The sequence below is a fragment of the Devosia sp. genome (assembly GCF_036406155.1).
In the GTDB taxonomy this organism is placed as follows: domain Bacteria; phylum Pseudomonadota; class Alphaproteobacteria; order Rhizobiales; family Devosiaceae; genus Devosia_A.
In genome coordinates this window covers 1-16,422 of sequence record NZ_DASWVV010000042.1, presented here as the reverse complement: position 1 = coordinate 16,422, position 16,422 = coordinate 1, and the positions used below count along the sequence as shown (strand labels likewise).

At 70.9% G+C, this 16,422-nt stretch carries 20 protein-coding genes and 1 riboswitch; of the genes, 13 read left to right on the top strand and 7 right to left on the bottom strand.

Annotated elements, in window-relative coordinates; translation table 11 throughout:
- The 5 genes from VGD93_RS02880 to VGD93_RS02860 all read left to right on the top strand — a co-directional run.
- Window positions 1-259 (top strand): ATP-binding cassette domain-containing protein (locus tag VGD93_RS02880; protein WP_395009001.1); only part of this gene is annotated, 259 nt, incomplete at its 5' end.
- On the top strand, window positions 256-909 hold the full coding sequence (gene ccmB, locus VGD93_RS02875; protein ID WP_395008999.1) for a heme exporter protein CcmB: 654 nt from the start codon (window positions 256-258) through the stop codon (window positions 907-909). The genes VGD93_RS02880 and ccmB, both read left to right, overlap by 4 nt.
- 9 nt (window positions 910-918) lie before the next feature.
- Complete coding sequence (locus VGD93_RS02870; RefSeq protein ID WP_395008997.1) at window positions 919-1,689, top strand: heme ABC transporter permease; 771 nt, start codon at window positions 919-921, stop codon at window positions 1,687-1,689.
- Window positions 1,689-1,850 carry a heme exporter protein CcmD gene (gene ccmD / locus VGD93_RS02865; RefSeq protein ID WP_395008995.1) on the top strand — a complete coding sequence of 54 codons (162 nt, stop codon included), beginning with the start codon at window positions 1,689-1,691 and terminating at the stop codon, window positions 1,848-1,850. The genes VGD93_RS02870 and ccmD overlap by 1 nt, the downstream gene beginning before the upstream one ends.
- Window positions 1,847-2,386, top strand: a complete 540-nt coding sequence (locus VGD93_RS02860; RefSeq protein WP_395008993.1) for a DsbE family thiol:disulfide interchange protein — start codon at window positions 1,847-1,849, stop codon at window positions 2,384-2,386. The genes ccmD and VGD93_RS02860 overlap by 4 nt, the downstream gene beginning before the upstream one ends.
- 7 nt (window positions 2,387-2,393) lie before the next feature.
- Here the strand turns inward: VGD93_RS02860 and VGD93_RS02855 are convergent, their stop codons facing one another.
- The 4 genes from VGD93_RS02855 to dapF are packed head-to-tail and all read right to left on the bottom strand — an operon-like array spanning window position 2,394 to window position 6,572.
- Complete coding sequence (locus tag VGD93_RS02855; RefSeq protein ID WP_395008991.1) at window positions 2,394-3,044, bottom strand: septation protein A; 651 nt, start codon at window positions 3,042-3,044, stop codon at window positions 2,394-2,396.
- Entirely contained in the window at window positions 3,044-4,453 is a 1,410-nt protein-coding gene (gene ftsY, locus VGD93_RS02850; RefSeq protein ID WP_395008989.1) for a signal recognition particle-docking protein FtsY, read from the bottom strand. Before ftsY ends, VGD93_RS02855 begins: the two co-directional genes overlap by 1 nt.
- Complete coding sequence (gene mtaB, locus VGD93_RS02845) at window positions 4,453-5,718, bottom strand: tRNA (N(6)-L-threonylcarbamoyladenosine(37)-C(2))-methylthiotransferase MtaB (RefSeq protein WP_395008987.1); 1,266 nt, start codon at window positions 5,716-5,718, stop codon at window positions 4,453-4,455. The genes ftsY and mtaB overlap by 1 nt, the downstream gene beginning before the upstream one ends.
- A complete protein-coding gene (dapF, locus tag VGD93_RS02840) occupies window positions 5,718-6,572 on the bottom strand; it encodes a diaminopimelate epimerase (RefSeq protein ID WP_395009003.1) in 855 nt (284 codons plus the stop codon). Before dapF ends, mtaB begins: the two co-directional genes overlap by 1 nt.
- Before the next feature lie 247 nt (window positions 6,573-6,819).
- Here dapF and VGD93_RS02835 point away from each other — a divergent pair, with 247 nt between their 5' ends.
- From VGD93_RS02835 to VGD93_RS02825, 3 genes are read left to right on the top strand one after another with little or no spacing between them, the layout of a single operon-like run.
- Entirely contained in the window at window positions 6,820-8,019 is a 1,200-nt protein-coding gene (locus VGD93_RS02835) for a GNAT family N-acetyltransferase (protein WP_395008985.1), read from the top strand.
- A 1-nt stretch (window position 8,020) separates the two neighbouring features.
- Window positions 8,021-9,154 carry a GNAT family N-acetyltransferase gene (locus tag VGD93_RS02830; RefSeq protein WP_395008984.1) on the top strand — a complete coding sequence of 378 codons (1,134 nt, stop codon included), beginning with the start codon at window positions 8,021-8,023 and terminating at the stop codon, window positions 9,152-9,154.
- Window positions 9,155-9,205: 51 nt separating this feature from the next.
- The gene (locus VGD93_RS02825) at window positions 9,206-10,630 is read left to right on the top strand and encodes a methyl-accepting chemotaxis protein (protein WP_395008983.1); all 1,425 of its coding nucleotides are present in this window, start codon (window positions 9,206-9,208) and stop codon (window positions 10,628-10,630) included.
- 22 nt (window positions 10,631-10,652) lie between these two features.
- Here the strand turns inward: VGD93_RS02825 and VGD93_RS02820 are convergent, their stop codons facing one another.
- Window positions 10,653-11,126, bottom strand: a complete 474-nt coding sequence (locus tag VGD93_RS02820; protein WP_395008981.1) for a hypothetical protein — start codon at window positions 11,124-11,126, stop codon at window positions 10,653-10,655.
- A gap of 329 nt (window positions 11,127-11,455) precedes the next feature.
- On the opposite strand from VGD93_RS02820, the gene ffh reads away from it, so the two are divergent.
- Genes ffh through trmD form a run of 4 tightly spaced genes read left to right on the top strand, consistent with a single transcriptional unit; the run spans window position 11,456 to window position 14,683 of the window.
- On the top strand, window positions 11,456-13,054 hold the full coding sequence (ffh, locus tag VGD93_RS02815) for a signal recognition particle protein (RefSeq protein ID WP_395008979.1): 1,599 nt from the start codon (window positions 11,456-11,458) through the stop codon (window positions 13,052-13,054).
- 31 nt (window positions 13,055-13,085) lie between these two features.
- Window positions 13,086-13,454, top strand: a complete 369-nt coding sequence (gene rpsP / locus VGD93_RS02810) for a 30S ribosomal protein S16 (RefSeq protein ID WP_395008977.1) — start codon at window positions 13,086-13,088, stop codon at window positions 13,452-13,454.
- Between the two features lie 3 nt (window positions 13,455-13,457).
- Window positions 13,458-14,003: a ribosome maturation factor RimM gene (rimM, locus tag VGD93_RS02805; protein WP_395008975.1), complete on the top strand. Its 546-nt coding sequence runs from the start codon at window positions 13,458-13,460 to the stop codon at window positions 14,001-14,003.
- Window positions 14,000-14,683: a tRNA (guanosine(37)-N1)-methyltransferase TrmD gene (gene trmD, locus VGD93_RS02800; RefSeq protein ID WP_395008972.1), complete on the top strand. Its 684-nt coding sequence runs from the start codon at window positions 14,000-14,002 to the stop codon at window positions 14,681-14,683. Before rimM ends, trmD begins: the two co-directional genes overlap by 4 nt.
- Before the next feature lie 14 nt (window positions 14,684-14,697).
- Here the strand turns inward: trmD and VGD93_RS02795 are convergent, their stop codons facing one another.
- Both VGD93_RS02795 and VGD93_RS02790 read right to left on the bottom strand, forming a co-directional pair.
- Entirely contained in the window at window positions 14,698-15,216 is a 519-nt protein-coding gene (locus VGD93_RS02795) for a copper chaperone PCu(A)C (RefSeq protein ID WP_395008970.1), read from the bottom strand.
- A gap of 87 nt (window positions 15,217-15,303) precedes the next feature.
- Window positions 15,304-15,639, bottom strand: a complete 336-nt coding sequence (locus VGD93_RS02790) for a hypothetical protein (protein ID WP_395008968.1) — start codon at window positions 15,637-15,639, stop codon at window positions 15,304-15,306.
- A 79-nt stretch (window positions 15,640-15,718) separates the two neighbouring features.
- A riboswitch (cobalamin riboswitch) is annotated at window positions 15,719-15,901 on the top strand.
- Window positions 15,902-15,933: 32 nt separating this feature from the next.
- Here VGD93_RS02790 and VGD93_RS02785 point away from each other — a divergent pair.
- Window positions 15,934-16,422, top strand: a 489-nt coding sequence (locus VGD93_RS02785; protein WP_395008966.1) for a HupE/UreJ family protein, incomplete at its 3' end; no start/stop codon positions are given.

Sequence of the window (16,422 nt, the reverse complement as noted above, 5' to 3'; positions counted from 1 at the left end):
CGCGGGCCTGCCGGCCGGCTATCTCTCGGCCGGGCAGACGCGGCGGCTGGCGCTGGCCCGCCTGCTCTGCGCCGACCGGCCGCTGTGGCTGCTCGACGAACCCACCGCCGCGCTCGATCGCGACGGCGAACTGCTCGTCGGCCGGCTGCTCGACGCCCATCTCGGGCGCGGCGGGCTGGTCGTCGCCGCCACCCACCACGACCTGGCGTTGCGTCCGCCCGCGCGCGTCAGCACGCTGGCGCTGGGGGGCGGCCGATGAAGGGGTTCCTGGCACTGGTCGTGCGCGATCTGCGGCTCAGCCTGCGCGTCGGCGGCGAGGCGCTGACGCTGGTGCTGTTCTTCGTCATGATCGGGGTGGTGGTGCCCTTCGCCATCGGCCCGGACCGGGTGCTGCTGGCGCGGCTGGCCCCCGGCATCGTGTGGATCGCCGCCTTCCTGTCCATGCTGCTCGGCCTCGACCGGCTGTTCCGCGCCGACGACGAGGACGGCTCGCTGCTGCTGTTCCGCCATGCCGCCATCCCGCTCGAAGCCATCGTTGCCGCAAAAGTGATCGCGCACTGGCTGCTGACGGCACTGCCGCTGATCGTCGCCACCCCGGTGCTCGCCGTGCTGCTGTCCATGGATTGGGACGGCTGGTGGCGCGCCGTGCTGTCGCTGCTGCTGGGCACCCCGGCGCTGGTCGCCTTCGGGACCCTCGGCGCCGCGCTCACCGTCAGCCTCAGGCGCGGCGGGCTGCTCGCGCCGGTGCTGATCCTGCCGCTGTGCCTCCCGGTGCTGATCTTCGGCGTCGGCGCCATCGGCGGCGTCGGCGCCGGGCCGGCGCTGCTGTTCCTCGCCGCCATCAGCCTCGTGGTCGCCGCCTTCGCGCCATTTGCCGCAGCGCTTGCCTTGCGGGCGGCCGCGGACTAGGTAACCGCCATGACCGCCGCCGCTGCCGCCCGCAAGCCCAACTGGTTCAGCCGCCTGGCCCATCCGGGCCGGTTCCTGGCCTGGAGCCGGCTGGTCGTCCTCCCGCTCGCCGTCCTCACCGTCATCGTCTTCGCCATCGGGCTGTGGTTCGCCTTCTTCAATTCGCCCGAGGACTACCAGATGGGCGACATGGTGCGGGTCATGTACATCCACGTCCCCAATGCCTGGCTGAGCCAGTTCGTCTACGCCACGATGACGGCGTCGGCGCTGGGGACGCTGGTGTGGCGGCATCCGCTCGCCGACGTCGCCGGCAAGGCCGCCGCCCCGCTCGGGGCGGCCTTCACGGCGCTGGCGCTCTATACCGGCGCGCTGTGGGGCCGGCCCACCTGGGGCACGTTCTGGGAGTGGGACGGGCGCATGACCTCGACGCTGGTGCTGCTGCTCATCTATCTCGGCATCATCGCGTTGTGGCGCGCCTTCGACGACCAGCTCAGGGCCGGGCGCGTCGTCGCCATCGTCACCCTGGTGGGCGCGCTCAACCTTCCGGTGATCAAGTTTTCCGTCGACTGGTGGAACACGCTGCACCAGCCGGCCAGCGTGTTCACTGCCGAGGGGCCGAAGATGGCCCCCTCCATCCTGACCCCGCTCATGGTCATGATGGCGGCCTTCACGCTGCTGTTCGCGACGCTGCACATCGTCGGCATGCGCACCGAGATCCTGCGCCGCCGTGCCGAGACGATGGCGCGGCAAGCGGCGCTGGCGGCGGGGGACGCCGGCTGATGGAGCACGCCGTCTACATCGCCTGGGCCTATGCCGGGGCGGCGGCGTTCGTCGCCGCGCTGAGCCTCTGGGTCGTGTGGGACGCGCGCCGCGTCGCCCGGCGGCTCAAGGCGCTCGAGGACCGCGGCATCCGCCGCCGCTCGGCCGGATCCGCGCCTTGAAGCGGCTCGCCCTCTTCGCCCTGCCCCTGCTCGTGCTGGTGGCGCTGGTCGCCGTGTTCGCGCTCAACATCGACCGCGATTCCAGCCTCGTGCGCTCGGTGCTGATCGACAAGCCGGTGCCGCAGTTCACGCTGCCCGCCGTCGCGGGGCTGGGCGTGCCCGGCTTCGACAGCGCGGCGCTGACGGGAAAGGTGAGCGTCGTCAACGTCTTTGCCAGCTGGTGCATTCCGTGCCGCGACGAGCATCCGCTGCTGAGCGCGCTCAGGCAGCGCACCGGAGTGGCGCTCTACGGTATCAACCAGAAGGACGCGCCCGAGAACGCCCGCGCCTTCCTCGCCGAACTGGGCAATCCCTACGACGCCGTCGGCGCCGACGCCGCCGGCCGCGTCTCCATCGACTGGGGTGTCTACGGCGTGCCGGAGACCTTCGTCGTCGACGCGGACGGCATCATCGTCTTCAAGCATGTCGGCCCGATCTCGCCGCGCAGCCTTGAGCAGGAGCTGCTGCCCGCCATTGCGCGGGCGGCCGCCGGCTGAGGCCCCGTCACTCGGCGGGGCTGGCGGGCTCCGGCGCGTAGCGGCTGAGCAGCGGCAGCTGGAACATCGAGAATACCAGGGTGAGCGGCATGATGCCCCACACCTTGAACGCCACCCACAGATCGGTCGAGAAGTTGCGCCAGATGAGTTCGTTGAGCCCGGCCAGCACGAAGAAGAAGATGCCCCAGCGCACGGTGAGAGCCAGCCAGCCCTCGGGCTTGAGCTTGTAGACGTCGCCGAAGACGTAGCGCAGCAGCGACTGGCCGAACAGCAGCCCGCCGAGCAGCACCGCCCCGAACAGCCCGTTGACGATGGTGGGCTTCATCTTGATGAAGGTGTCGTCCTGCAAATAGAGCGTCAGCCCGCCGAACACCAGTACCACCACCCCGGTGACCAGCGGCATCACCGCCACGCGCTTGAGGATCAGCCTGGAGAGCACCAGCGAGATCGCCATGGCCAGCATGAACACGGCCGTGGCGAGGATGATGGGCTCGCTGAACCAGGCGCTTAGCGCCGGCCAGGCAGCCAGCGCGTCGTCGCCCAGCGCATTGGCGGCGAAGAACACCAGCAGCGGCCCGAGCTCGAGCGCCAGCTTGATCAGCGGCTGCTTCAGCTCGGCCCAGCCGGCCTGCCCGTGATTGCCCTGTTCGATCGCCATCAGTGCCGTCCTGCAATCGCCGCGGCGAAATCATCCGCCGCGAACGCCTCGATGTTGTCCACGCCTTCGCCGACGCCGATGAAATGCACCGGCAGGCCGAATTTCTGCGCGATGGCGACGAGGATGCCGCCGCGCGCGGTGCCGTCGAGCTTGGTCATCACCAGCCCGGTGACGCCGGCACGTTTGCCGAAGATTTCGACCTGATTAAGGGCATTCTGTCCGGTGGTGGCGTCGAGCGTCAACAACGTCGCGTGCGGGGCGGTCGGGTCGACCTTCCGGATCACGCGGATGAGCTTTTCGAGTTCGCCCATCAGTTCGTCGCGATTCTGCAGGCGCCCGGCGGTATCGATGATGAGGATGTCGGCGCCCTCCTCGCGCGCCCGCGTCGCCGCCTCGAAGGCCAGCCCCGAAGCGTCCGAGCCCGCCGGCCGCGCCACCACCGGCGCGCCGGTGCGCTCGCCCCAGACCTGCAGCTGCTCGATGGCGGCGGCACGGAAAGTGTCGCCGGCGGCCAGCATCACCGTCCGGCCCTGGCTGCGGTAGAGGCTCGCGAGCTTGCCGATGGTGGTGGTCTTGCCGGAGCCGTTGACCCCGACCATGAGGATGACGAAGGGCTTGTGCGCGGCGTCAAGCACCAGGGGTTTCGCCACCGGCGCCAGCACCCTGCCGATCTCGGCGGCCAGCACGGCGCGCACCTCATCGGCGGTGATGGCGCGCTCGAAGCGCTCGCGGCGCAGCCGGTCGGTCACCGCCGCCGCCATCTCGAGCCCGAAATCGGACTGCAGCAGCAGATCCTCGAGCTCCTCGAGCATCTGCTCGTCGAGCTTCTTCTTGGTGAACACTGCAGCCAGCCCGCCGGTGAGCTGGTCGGAGGAGCGCTTGAGCCCCGAGGTGAGCCGCTGCAGCCAGCCCGGCTTCTTCGCCGGCTCGGGCCCGGAGACCGGCGCGATCGCCTCCGCTTCGGCCGCCTCGACCTGCTCGATATAGTCGATCGTGGTTTCGGGCGGGCCGGCGAGGTCGCGTCCGGCCGGGGCCGGCGGCACCTCGACCGGCGGCTCGGGGATCTCGGCGGGCGGCGGAGGAACTTCCACCGGGGGCACCGGCACTTCGACCGGAGGCGGGGCCGGGAACGGCTCCGGCGGGGCCGGGGGTTCCTCGGGCGGGGCCGGCGGCACCGGCGCCGGCGTGATGCTGCGACCCTCCTCGTGCAGTGCCCGGGCGAGGGCCAGCTCCTGCTCGGGCGGCAGCACCAGGGGGGCCGCCTCGACCACCTCGTCGAGCAGGATATCGGCCTCGAGTTGCGAGGCGACGCTCGGCTCGGCCGCCTCGGCGGGCGCCGCCGGCTCCGGCGGGGCGGCGTCGCCGCCACCGAACAGCCGCTGGAAAAAGCCCTTCTTCTTTTCGGCCATCACGCTGCCGTCCTTGCTGCCTCGCCGACGAGGCCGTGTCCGTCTACCCCGACGACGCGCAACGAAACGATCTCGCCGGGCGCCCCGCCGGGGACCGCGATCGGGGTGAACTGCTCGGTGCGGCCCATGCCGTCGCTCTCGACCAGCACCTGTTCCACCTGCCCTACCCGGCTCGCGCAATGCCTGCGATAGCGCTCGTCGCCGGCCGCCCGCAGCAGCGCCGCGCGGTCCCTGGCGACCTTGCGGCTGACCTGCGGCATGCGGGCCGCCGGCGTCCCCACGCGCGGCGAAAACGGAAACACGTGCAGATAGGTGAGGCCGGCCTCCTCGACGATGCCGAGCGTGTTCTCGAACATGGCGTCGGTTTCGGTGGGGAAGCCGGCGATGATGTCGGCGCCGAACACCACGTCGGGGCGCTGCGCCCGCACGCTGGCCACGAAAGCGAGCGTGTCGGCGCGCAGATGCCGGCGCTTCATGCGCTTGAGGATCATGTCGTCGCCCGACTGCAGCGACAGATGCAGATGCGGCATCACCCGGCGGTCCGACGCGATGGCGTCGAACAGCGGCCCGTCGACTTCGATCGAATCGATCGAGGAAATCCTGAGCCGCGGCAGGTCGGGGACCTGGTTGAGGATGGCCTGCACCAGCGTGCCCAGGCTGGGCGCGCCCGGCAGGTCCTGCCCATAACTTGTTATGTCGACGCCCGTCAGCACCGCCTCGCGATAGCCGTGGTCGACGAGCCGCCGGATCTGCTCGACCACCGCCGCCGGCGGCACCGAACGCGACGGCCCGCGGCCATAGGGGATGATGCAGAAGGTGCAGCGGTGATCGCAGCCGTTCTGCACCTGCACGAAGGCGCGCGCGCGTCCGTCCATGCCCTCGATGAGGTGGCCGGCGGTCTCGCGCACGCTCATGATGTCGTTGACCTGGACCTTGTCGTTGAGCGGCGTGCCCAGGGCCAGCGCGGCGTAGCTCTCGGCCTTGAGCTTGTCGTCGTTGCCGATGACGAGGTCGACCTCGGCCATGTCGCCGAAGCTGCGCGCCTCGGTCTGGGCGGCGCAACCGGTGACGATGATGCGCCGCCCGGGATTGTCGCGCCTGGCCTTGCGGATCTGCTGGCGCGCCTGGCGCACGGCTTCGCCGGTGACCGCGCAGGTATTGACGATCAGGGCGTTGTCGAGCCCGGCCTTTTCGGCCTGCGCCTTCATCACCTCGGACTCGTAGGCGTTGAGGCGGCAGCCGAAGGTGAGCGTCTCGACCGCCATCAGGCCACGTCCTGCCGGTCGCGCACGAAGGCGCCGGTAGCCGGATCGAGTCGCCCGGCGAATTCCAGCTCGGCCGGCCCGGTCAGCACCACATGGTCATCTTCCCGCCATTCGACGGCGAGGTCGCCGCCCGGCAGCGTCACCGTCGCCTTGCGCGCCGTGCGCCGGGTGCGCGCACCGTTGACCACGGCGGCGCAGGCGGCCGTGCCGCAGGCGCGGGTGAGGCCGGCGCCGCGCTCCCAGGTCCGCAGCACGATATGGTCCGGCGCCACCACCTGGGCAATGGAGATGTTGGCGCGCTCGGGAAAGATCGGGTGGTTCTCGAGCAGCGGCCCGAAGCGGTCGAGCGCGTAGCTCCACACGTCGTCGCGCACCCAGAACGTGGCGTGCGGGTTGCCCATGGAGGCGACCGAGGGCGAATGCAGCACCGGGGCGTCGATGGGGCCGACCTGCAGCTCGATCTGCCGCGTGTCGGCGAACTCCTCGGCCAGCGGAATGTCGTACCAGGCGAATTTGGGCGTGCCCATGTCGACCGAGATCAGCCCGTCCGCATGCTCCTCGGCGGTCAGGATCCCCGCCAGCGTCTCGAACACGAACCGCTTGCCGCCCCCCTCAGCCGAAAGCGCCTGCACCACGCAGCGCATGCCGTTGCCGCAGGCCTGCGCCAGCGAGCCGTCGGAATTGATGATCTCGATATAATTGGCCGTGCCGGGGGTCCGGGGGTCGTGGATGGCCATGACCTGGTCGAACCTGGTCGCGGGGTCGGCATTGAGGGCGATGGCGGCGGCCGGCGTGACGCGATCGGCGCGGCCGCGCATGTCGGCGACGACGATCTCGTTGCCCAGTCCGTTCATCTTGAGAAACGGTACGCTGCTCACTGTAGCCTCGCGGGGACCTGATCGGGCTTATATGGCGGATGTTGGCGGCAATTGCCAGTGTTGGCCGCAGCGGACCGGCAGCGGCCATCGCATCCGGCACGGCCGCGTTCACCCTGGCTTAACCAGGCGGCACGGCAGCGGCCCCGCCCCGGCCCGGGTTAGCATTTGCGTGAGGAAAGCGCGCTATGGGTTCCGCCGTGCCCGCACACGGAGCCTCTCGCCTATGTCGTCCACCGCCTCCCCGGATGCACTGCGCGACGTCGCCGGCACGCCGTTCCGGCTCGCCGTGCACGCGAGCATCGAGGCGGCCGAGGCGCCCTGGCGCGAGCTCGAGCGCACCGGCGTGCTCACTCCCTACCAGCGCTTTGACTGGATCGCGGCGCTGCGTGCCAGCCGGAAACGGCCGCAGGAAACTTGCGCCGTCGCCGTCGTCTACGACGGCGCCGCCCCCGTGGCGCTGCTCCCCCTCGCCGTGACGCGCCGGCTTGGCCTGCGCGTCGCCACCCCGATCGGCGCCGACATCGCCAATGCCGACTGGCTGATCGTGCGGCCCGAGGCGGCGCCCGGGTTCACGCGCCCGGTGCTCGGCCGCCTCCTGGCCGACATCGGCCGGCAAGCGGGCGGACTGGACGTCGTGCTGCTCGGCAACCTGCCGGCCGACTGGCAAGGGCTCGCCAACCCGCTTCTCGCCTTCCCGCACCAGCCGGCGCCCGATCCGCTCTATCTCGCCCCCATCTCCCCCGCCGGCGACAGCCTGCGGCTGAGCGCGCGGCAGCGGCGCAACATTTTGCGCGGCATGCGGCGGTTGTCCGAAACGCTCGGCCCGGTGACGGTGCGCCGCGCCGACAGCCCCGAGGAGATCGCGGCCGTGCATGCCGCCTTCCTCGCGCAGCGCAGCGCCCGCTTCGCGCAGATGGGCATCCCCAACGTCTTCGCTGAGGACTGGTGCGTCGCCTTCTTCCGCCGCGCCGCCGCTTCGGGGCCGGCGCTGCCCGCCATGCGCCTGCATGCCCTGTGGGCCGGCGACCACATCCTTGCCACCTCGTGCGGCACCTGTGCCGGGCCGCATTATTCGCAATACATCAACTCCACCGCCTCGGGCCCGGCGGCGAAATACAGCCTCATCGGCATCCTCATGCACGAGCTGCTGCCCGAGCTCGCCGCCGCCGGCATCACCTCGATCGACATGGGCCTCGGCGAGTTCGCCTACAAGGCCGACTGGACGGAGCGGCGCACCGTCTACGACGCCGCCATCGGCCTCACTCCCGCCGGCAGGCTGGCCGGCGCCGCGATCATGGGGATGCGGGCGCTCAAGCGCGGCATCAAGCAGAGCCCGCTGCTGTTCGGCACGTTCAAGCGCCTGCGCGCCCTGGCGCTGGCCGGCCGGAGTCCGCGCGGCGGCACGCCCGGGGAGGCCGGCTAGCATGGCGGCGCCGGCATTGCCGCACGCTCTCCTCGATGCCGCCGGCCTCGCCGCGCTCGAGCCGGCCGGCTGGGATGCGCTCGCCGCGGCGGCGCTGGTCGAGAACCCGTTTTACGCCCGCCCCCACGTCTTGGCCGGGCTCGCGACCATCGACAGCGGCCGGGGGGTACGGGCGCTCGCCATCCGCGCCGCGGACGGTGCGCTTGCCGGCCTGTTCCCGTTCGGCCGCCGCGGCCTCGTACCGATGCCGGGCACCGCTTTCGGCGCCGCCAACCGCTACCAGTTCTGCGGCACGCCGCTGGTCCACCGTGACCACGCGGCGGAGGTGGTCGACACCTGGCTCGGCCTCGTGGCGCGGGGCGTGCCGCACGGCCTATGGGTGCTGCCCGACATCGACCTCGCCACGCCCCTCGCCGGCCTCATCCGCGACGGGGCCGCCGCGCGGCGAATGGCGGTGCGCCCGGCCAACCCGTATCAGCGCGCCTTCCTCACCCGCCTTCCGGACGGCTTCGAGGCGCATCTGGGGGCCGTGTTGTCCAAGAACCGGCTCAAGGACGTCCGCCGCACGATGCGCCGATTGCACGAACTGGGCACGATCGACCTCGAGCAGGTGCACGAAGCGGGGCCGGTCGCCGCGCGGCTCGAGGATTTCCTCAGGCTCGAACACGCCGGCTGGAAGGGCGAGAAGGGCACGTCGTTCCTGTCGCGCCCCGCCGACGCGGCCTTCGCCCGGCAGGCCTATGCCGCCCCGCTCGCCGCCATCGACAGCCTGCTGCTCGACGGCACGCCGATCGCCATGAAGCTCTCCATCCGCACCGGCGACACCGCCTTCACCCCCAAGATCGCCTATGACGAGCGGCACCGCAAACTCGGCCCCGGCATGGCCCTCGAATACGCCCTGATCGAAGCCTTCTATGCCGCCGGCAGGCCCGGCGCCGTCGATGCCGCCGCCACTGCGGAAGGCCATTCCGCCCTCAATTTCTTCAACGCCTACAAGGAGATGGCGACGCTTATCGTGGGCCGCAGCCGCTGGCGGATGGAGCTGCTCGCGCGCCTTTATGCGGGGCGCGAACGGCTCAAGCATCGCCTCAAGGCGCTCGCCGCGCGGGTACCGGGCGGCACCCCGCATGGTTAAAGGTTCGTTATCGTTTTGCGGCGCAATCTCTGCTCAAGAGGGGGGACTGCCATGCCATCCTTAGCGTTGCGGGAGGACGATCCGCCCGCCGATCAGCTGGCCGATATCGGGCAAAGGGCCGGCCGGCTAGGCGTCGACATCGCCGACGTCGCCGGCATCGTCGCCGACCTGGCGGCGATCGGGCGGACCCAGGCCGAACACGCCGGTGCCGCCATGCAGGCCGCCGCGGCGATGAACGACACCAATGCCGAACTCGCCGGCCTGATGCGGCGCACGCGCACCGCCGCCGTCGAGACGCGCGGCGTGCTGCAGGACAGCGCCGCCACCATGGGCAGCGTGGTGGAGCGCACGACCGGCACCATGCGCGCCCTCGGCGAAGGGGCCCTGCAATTCCGCACCGCGCTCGACGAGGTCGACGACAAGCTCAAGGATGTCAGGGCGGCCTCGACCGCCATCGAGCAGATCGCCCGGGAGACGCGGCTGCTGGCGCTCAACGCCAGCGTCGAGGCGGCACGCGCCGGCGACGCCGGGCGCGGCTTCGCCATCATCGCCAACGCGGTGAAGGATCTCGCCGACCAGATCGCCCAGTTCTCGGCGCAGAGCGCCGGGCACCTCATCAGCCTATCGGGCACGCTCGGAGGCCTCAAGACGCGGGCCAACGAGAACGCCGCCGCGGCCCAGGACGCCATTGCCGAGAGCGGCACCGCCACCCGCGCCACCGAAACGCTGCACACGCTGGTCGATTCCGTGGGCGACCTGGTGGAAGAGATCGTCGCCATGGAAGGGCCGGTGGAGACCAACATCACCGGCTTTGCCGCCGTCGAGGAGCGGCTCAACGGGCTGGTGGCGACCGTCGACCAATCCAAGCTGCATCTCGACATGGCGGACGAGCGCACCAGGGCGATCCTGTCCGTCTCCGAAGACCTGATGCTGTTCATCGCCCAGAGCGGCATCCGCACCGAGGACACCCCGATCATCGAGCTGGCGCAGGACATCGCCGGCCGCATCGCCCGCCTGTTCGAGGCGGCGCTGGCCCGCGGCGAGCTCACCCAGGCCGAACTGTTCGACGAAGCCTACCGCCCCGTGCCCGGCACCGACCCGCAGCAGCTGCTGACGCGATTCGTGCCCTTCACCGACCGGCACCTGCCGCCGCTGCAGGAGCCGGTGCTCGGCTTCGATCCGCGCATCACCTTCTGCGCCGCCGTCGACCGCAACGGCTACCTGCCCACCCACAACCGCGTCTATTCGCAGCGCCAGGGCAAGGACCCGGTGTGGAACGCCGCCAACTGCCGCAACCGGCGCCTGTTCAACGACCGCACCGGCCTCGCCGCCGGGCGCAGCGAAAGGCCGTTCCTGCTGCAGACCTACCGGCGCGACATGGGCGGCGGCAAGTTCGTGCTGATGAAGGACTGCTCGGCCCCGATCACGGTGCACGGGCGGCACTGGGGCGGCTTCCGCATCGGCTACAAGGTGTAGGGCCGCCTGCCCCGCGTCGCGCTCAGGTCTGCGACTCGCAAACGGCCGTCGCCGGCCCGTTCGGCGTGGCGGCAATGCCGCACTTGCCGGCCGCCTTTGCCTCCACCTGGCCGGTCGTCTCGCAGCTCGTGCCGCGGGTGACGATGCACTGGATGACGACGGCGCCGCACTGCATATAGCCCACCGCCCCGCCCTGGCCGGTAACCGTGAGCCGCATCTTCGTGCCGCACCCCGCGGCCGGGAAGGCATCCTCGTCGGTCTGCCCCGGGCCGGCGATGGAGACCACGGTGCTGTCGGGCTTGAAGGCCGGCGGCGCCATCGCGAGCAGTTCGGGGTTGCGCTCGAGGATGACCCGAAGCCTGTCGTTGAGGGCGCGGCCGACGCAGTCGAAATCGCCCTGCGTACAACTGTCGATCGGATCGTCCTGCGCTGCAGCCAACTGCGGCGGCAGGATGCTGGTCAATAAGAAGACGGCACAAAGAAGCAACGTTCTCATGATAAGTCCTCCCTATTGCTCTGATACGACTTGGACGCCGCATTTTCCGGCAGGCGGCGGCAGCCGGTCAACCGGAATCGGCGGGCGACGGCCGGGCCGGGGCGCCGCGCCCTTTTCCTTGACTCCGCCGCGCTTCCCCTCTATCGCAGCCCCACTATTCCGTCAGGCCCGAGCCTGAGCCACCGACCGGGACCCGCAAAGGTATAAAGAGATCCCGGAGGTCACCGCCCGCCAGCGTCAGCGCCCGCGGGCGCGCTCGGCGTTTGGGCTTTGGCGGGACGGCGCCCATATTGCGGCCATGCCGCGACGTGGGAACAAGGGAACGAGCGATGTTTGAAAGCCTGAGCGACCGGCTTGGCAAGATCTTCGATGGCCTCAGAGGCCGCGGCGCGCTCTCCGAGGGCGACGTCGACGCGGCGCTGCGCGAAGTCCGCCGCGCCCTGATCGAGGCCGACGTCTCGCTCGAGGTGGTGCGCGCCTTCGTCGCGCAGGTACGCGACCGCGCCGTCGGCGCCGAGGTCACGCGCTCGGTGACGCCGGGCCAGCAGGTGGTCAAGATCGTCCATGACGAGCTGGTGCGCGTGCTCGGCGAGACGGCCGTCCCCGTCGACCTCGCCGCCACGCCGCCGGTCACCATCATGATGGTCGGCCTGCAGGGCTCGGGCAAGACCACGACCACCGCCAAGCTCGCCAAGCGCCTCAAGGAGCGGCAGAACAAGAAGCTGCTGCTGGCCTCGCTCGACACCCGCCGCCCGGCGGCGCAGGAGCAGCTCAGGGTGCTCGGCGAGCAGGTCGGCGTCGATACGCTCGCCATCGTCGCCGGGCAGACGCCCGTCGAGATCGCCCGCCGCGCCCTGCGCGAGGGCCGGCTCGGCGGCTATGACGTGCTCATCCTCGATACCGCCGGCCGCACCCATGTCGACGAGGAGCTGATGGCGGAGACGGCCGAGATCAAGGCGGTCTCGGACCCGCACGAAATCCTCCTCGTCGCCGACGCGCTCACCGGCCAGGACGCCATCAACCTCGCCCGCTCCTTCGACCAGCGCGTCGATCTGACCGGCATCGTGCTCACCCGCGTCGACGGCGACGGCCGCGGCGGCGCGGCGCTGTCCATGCGGGCGGCGACCGGCAAGCCGATCAAGCTCATCGCCACCGGCGAAAAGCTCGACGCGCTCGAGGACTTCCACCCCTCCCGCATCGCCGACCGCATCCTCGGCATGGGCGACATCGTCTCGCTGGTGGAGAAGGCGGCGCAGCACGTCTCCGCCGAAGACGCCCAGAAGATGGCGAAGAAGCTCAAGAAGGGCACCTTCGACCTCGAGGACCTGCGCGCCCAGCTCCTGCAGATGAAGAAGATGGGCGGCATGGGCTCGCTGATGAACCTGATGCCGGGCATGGGCCAGATGAAGAAGGCGATCGCGGGCGCCAATCTCGACGACAAGGTGTTCGACCGCCAGATCGCCATCATCAACTCGATGACGAAGAAGGAGCGGGCCAACCCGGACCTGCTCAACGCCTCCCGCCGCAAGCGCATCGCCGCCGGCGCCGGGGTGGAGGTCAGTGACGTCAACAAGTTGATGAAGCAGCACCGCCAGATGGCGGACATGATGAAGAAGGTGTCGAAGGGCGGCCTCGGCAGCCTCGCCGGCATGTTCGGCGGCAAGCTCGGCGGCATGATGCCCGGCCTCGGCAACATGCCCGACATGGCCAATATCGACCCGAGGGAGCTCGAGCGCATGGCGCGCGACATGGGCATCGATCCCGCCGCGCTGCCGCAGGCCTCCCCGCCCAAGGACCTTACCGACAAGCTGCCGACCGATGTCGGCCAGCTGCTCAAATCCGGCCCGGGGCTGCCCGGGCTGGGCGGCGCCCCCCGCTTCCCTGGCCTGCCCGGGCTCGGCGGCGGCTTCGTGCCGAAGAAAAAGTAACCCACACGGATCAACTCGAAGGACTGAACCCATGTCGTTGAAACTCCGCCTTGCCCGCGCCGGCACCAAGAAGCGCCCCTATTACCACGTGGTCGTGGCCGACGCCCGTTCGCCCCGCGACGGCCGCTTCATCGAGCGCATCGGCACCTACGACCCCAAGCTCGCCGATACCGACAAGCGCGTCACCCTCGTCACCGAGCGGGCCCAGCACTGGCTGAGCGTCGGCGCCCAGCCGACCGACCGCGTCGCCCGCTTCCTCGACGCCGCCGGCCTCATGAAGCGCGCCCCGCGCAACAATCCCGAAAAGGCCAAGCCGGGCCAGAAGGCGACCGAGCGCGCCGAGGCCAGGGCGAAGGCCGCCGCCGAGGCTGCCGCTCCGGCCGAGGCCGCCGGCGAGTAAGCCGTGGCCCGGGCCGGCGCCACGTCGCAGCAGCTGCTCGTGGGCCGCATCGGTGCGGCCCACGGCATCAGGGGCGAGGTGCGCATCACCTCCTTCACCGAGGACCCGATGGCGCTTCTGCGCTACAGCCCGCTGGCGACCGACCGGCCCGGGCTCGCCATCACCATCCTTTCGGCGCGCCCCGCCGCCAATGTGCTGGTGGCGCGGCTCGAGGGCATCGGCGACCGCAACGCGGCCGAGGCACTCAACGGCGTCGAACTCTATGTCGACCGCGCGCTGCTGCCCGAGCCCGAGGGCGAGGACGATTTCTACCACGCCGACCTGATCGGGCTCGAAGCCCGGCTGGCCGACGGCAAGGTGCTGGGCGAGGTCAGCGCCGTGCCCAACTTCGGCGCCGGGGACCTGTTGGAGGTCCGCGATCACCGTTCGGGGGACACCTTCCTCTACCCCTTCACGCGCCAGGTGGTGCCCGAAATCAGGATCAGGGACGGCTACCTCGTCATCGAGGTGCCGCTCCAAACCGAGATCGGCGAAGAGGAGCCGGATTGAGCTTCCAGGCGGACGTCGTCACGCTGTTTCCCGAACTGTTCCCCGGCCCGCTCGGCGCCTCGGTCATCGGCCGCGGCCTCTCCGAGGGGCTATGGAGCCTCAGGGCCACGCAGTTGCGCGACTTTGCCACCGACCGGCACCGCACCGTCGACGACACCCCGGCGGGCGGCGGCGCCGGCATGGTGCTGAAGCCCGACGTCCTCGCCGCCGCCATCGATGCGGTCTCCCCCGCGGGGGACGAGCGGCCACGCCTGCTGATGAGCCCGCGCGGTACCCCCCTCACCCAGGCGCGGGCCGAGCAACTGGCGACTGGTCCCGGCGCGGTCATCGTCTGCGGCCGTTTCGAGGGCGTCGACCAGCGCGTCATCGAGGCCCGCCAACTCGAGGAGATCTCGATCGGCGACTACGTGCTGGCGGGCGGCGAGATCGCCGCCATGGTCGTGCTGGAGGCCGTGGTGCGGCTCATTCCCGGCGTGCTGGGCGCCGCGGAAAGCCACCAGGAGGAGAGTTTCGGCGACGGGCTGCTGGAATACCCCCACTATACCCGTCCGCAGGTCTTCGAGGGCCGCGACATCCCGCCGGTGCTGGTCTCGGGCGATCACAAGCGCATCGCCCGGTGGCGACGCGAGGCGGCAGAAACGCTGACGCGCGCCCGCCGCCCCGACCTGCTCAAGCGCTAATCGCGCGCCACGCCTCAGTGGCCGGCACTGGCGGCCCCGACCGCCATGACGGCAAGCTCGATGTCGATCGTTCCGGCCAGCTCGAAGGTCAGCTTCACCGGCACCTTCGTGCCCTCGACGAACGGCGCCCTGAGCCCCATGAACATGATGTGCAGGCCGCCCGGGGCGAGCAGCACGGTCTCGCCGGCGGGGATCTCGATGCCCGCCGCCTTTTCGGCCATGAGCATCTTGTCGCCCTCCATCTTCATCTCGTGCAGTTGCACCATCTCAGCCGCGTCCGAGGCGGCGGACAGCAGCCGGTCGGCCACCGTGCCGTTGTTGGTGATGGCGAGGAAGCCGCCGCCGGACTTGGCCGCCGGCAGCGTGGCGCGGGTGAAGGGGCCCGCAAGGGTCAGGTCGCCGAGCGTGACCACGGGGCCGGCCGGCATGGCCGGCGCGGCGTGACCGGCCATGGACTGGGCGGCGACGGGAGTGAGGAGCGCGCCGCCGAGCAGGGTGGCGGCGAGGGCGGCGGCGATAAACGGTCTGGTCATTGTCCTGTTGTCTCTGGTTTCGGCAGCGGGCAGGCCGCGCCGGATGCGGAAGCGGGGGCAATCCCCCCGGCGATGCGTGATCCTGGATCAGGCGGCGGGCGGGGCCCGCGGCTGCGCCTGTCCGTAATGCCAGTCCGCCGGCATGGCGGCGGGCGCGGCGGCACCGGCGAGGCGCAGTTCGCCGCAGGGCGGGACGAGGGCTGGCGGCAGGGCGAAGCCCGAGCCGACGAGGCAGACGTCGCACTGATGGGCGACCGGCTGCTTGGCCGGAAGCTTGAGGTCAGCCGGGGTGCCGCACACGGGCCCGGCCCAGGCCGGCACGCCGGCTGCGGCGACCGGCATATGGCCGAAATTGAGGAAGACCAGCGCCAGCACGACGAGTGCCCGCACGCCCTCCCCCAGCCTCGGCATCCAGTAGCTCATGGTTGCTCCATAGCCCAACCCGGCAATGCCGTCATGCGGCAAATCCTCCCCCCGCCGATTGATCTGTGTCACAAGACCTGACACAGATAGCAGCGACGGTGCGCGCCACGCCGGCGCACGAAACGGGAAGCAGGACGAGCCTGCGCCGCCCCCGCGACTGTGACGGACGAAACGTCGCTTCACGATGCCACTGGCCGGATCGGCCGGGAAGGCGAAGCGGAGTGTCCGGAGCCAGGAGACCGGCCGTCGATATGTGTTGCGAAGGGGACGGCGGGTCCCCGAAAGGAGAATTCGATGCGCGCGCCGGCAGCCCTGGCTTTCACCCTCGTTTCCACCACCGCCGCCTTTGCCCATCCCGGGCACGGCGATGCCGCCGGGATGCTGCACGGCTTCGTGCATCCTCTGGGCGGGCTCGACCACGTCCTCGCCATGGTGGCGGTGGGCGTGCTGGCCGCCGTGCTGGGCGGCCGCGCCCTGCTGCTGGTGCCGCTGAGCTTCGTGCTGATGATGACCGTGGGCTTCCTCGTCGGCGCCGGCGGCACCGACCTGCCTTTCGTCGAATTCGGCATCGCCCTGTCGAGCGTCGTGCTCGGCCTCGCGGCGGCCAGCGGCCGCGCCCTGCCGACGCTCGGCGCCATGGCGCTGGCGGGCCTGTTCGCCGTGTTCCACGGCCACGCCCACGGCGCCGAGATGCCGGCCGGAGCGGCGGGGCTCGACTTCGCGCTCGGCTTCATCGCCGCGACCGCGCTGCTGCATGCGGCCGGCATCGCCATGGCCGCCGGC

Excerpts from the sequence above, each read along its gene's own strand:
- ccmB (WP_395008999.1), top strand. The coding sequence starts at position 256 with ATGAAGGGGTTCCTGGCACTGGTCGTGCGCGATCTGCGGCTCAGCCTG.
- VGD93_RS02870 (WP_395008997.1), top strand. The coding sequence starts at position 919 with ATGACCGCCGCCGCTGCCGCCCGCAAGCCCAACTGGTTCAGCCGCCTG.
- ccmD (WP_395008995.1), top strand. The coding sequence starts at position 1,689 with ATGGAGCACGCCGTCTACATCGCCTGGGCCTATGCCGGGGCGGCGGCG.
- VGD93_RS02855 (WP_395008991.1), bottom strand. The coding sequence starts at position 3,044 with ATGGCGATCGAACAGGGCAATCACGGGCAGGCCGGCTGGGCCGAGCTG.
- ftsY (WP_395008989.1), bottom strand. The coding sequence starts at position 4,453 with ATGGCCGAAAAGAAGAAGGGCTTTTTCCAGCGGCTGTTCGGTGGCGGC.
- mtaB (WP_395008987.1), bottom strand. The coding sequence starts at position 5,718 with ATGGCGGTCGAGACGCTCACCTTCGGCTGCCGCCTCAACGCCTACGAG.
- dapF (WP_395009003.1), bottom strand. The coding sequence starts at position 6,572 with ATGAACGGACTGGGCAACGAGATCGTCGTCGCCGACATGCGCGGCCGC.
- VGD93_RS02835 (WP_395008985.1), top strand. The coding sequence starts at position 6,820 with ATGTCGTCCACCGCCTCCCCGGATGCACTGCGCGACGTCGCCGGCACG.
- VGD93_RS02830 (WP_395008984.1), top strand. The coding sequence starts at position 8,021 with ATGGCGGCGCCGGCATTGCCGCACGCTCTCCTCGATGCCGCCGGCCTC.
- VGD93_RS02825 (WP_395008983.1), top strand. The coding sequence starts at position 9,206 with ATGCCATCCTTAGCGTTGCGGGAGGACGATCCGCCCGCCGATCAGCTG.
- VGD93_RS02820 (WP_395008981.1), bottom strand. The coding sequence starts at position 11,126 with ATGAGAACGTTGCTTCTTTGTGCCGTCTTCTTATTGACCAGCATCCTG.
- ffh (WP_395008979.1), top strand. The coding sequence starts at position 11,456 with ATGTTTGAAAGCCTGAGCGACCGGCTTGGCAAGATCTTCGATGGCCTC.
- rpsP (WP_395008977.1), top strand. The coding sequence starts at position 13,086 with ATGTCGTTGAAACTCCGCCTTGCCCGCGCCGGCACCAAGAAGCGCCCC.
- VGD93_RS02795 (WP_395008970.1), bottom strand. The coding sequence starts at position 15,216 with ATGACCAGACCGTTTATCGCCGCCGCCCTCGCCGCCACCCTGCTCGGC.
- VGD93_RS02790 (WP_395008968.1), bottom strand. The coding sequence starts at position 15,639 with ATGAGCTACTGGATGCCGAGGCTGGGGGAGGGCGTGCGGGCACTCGTC.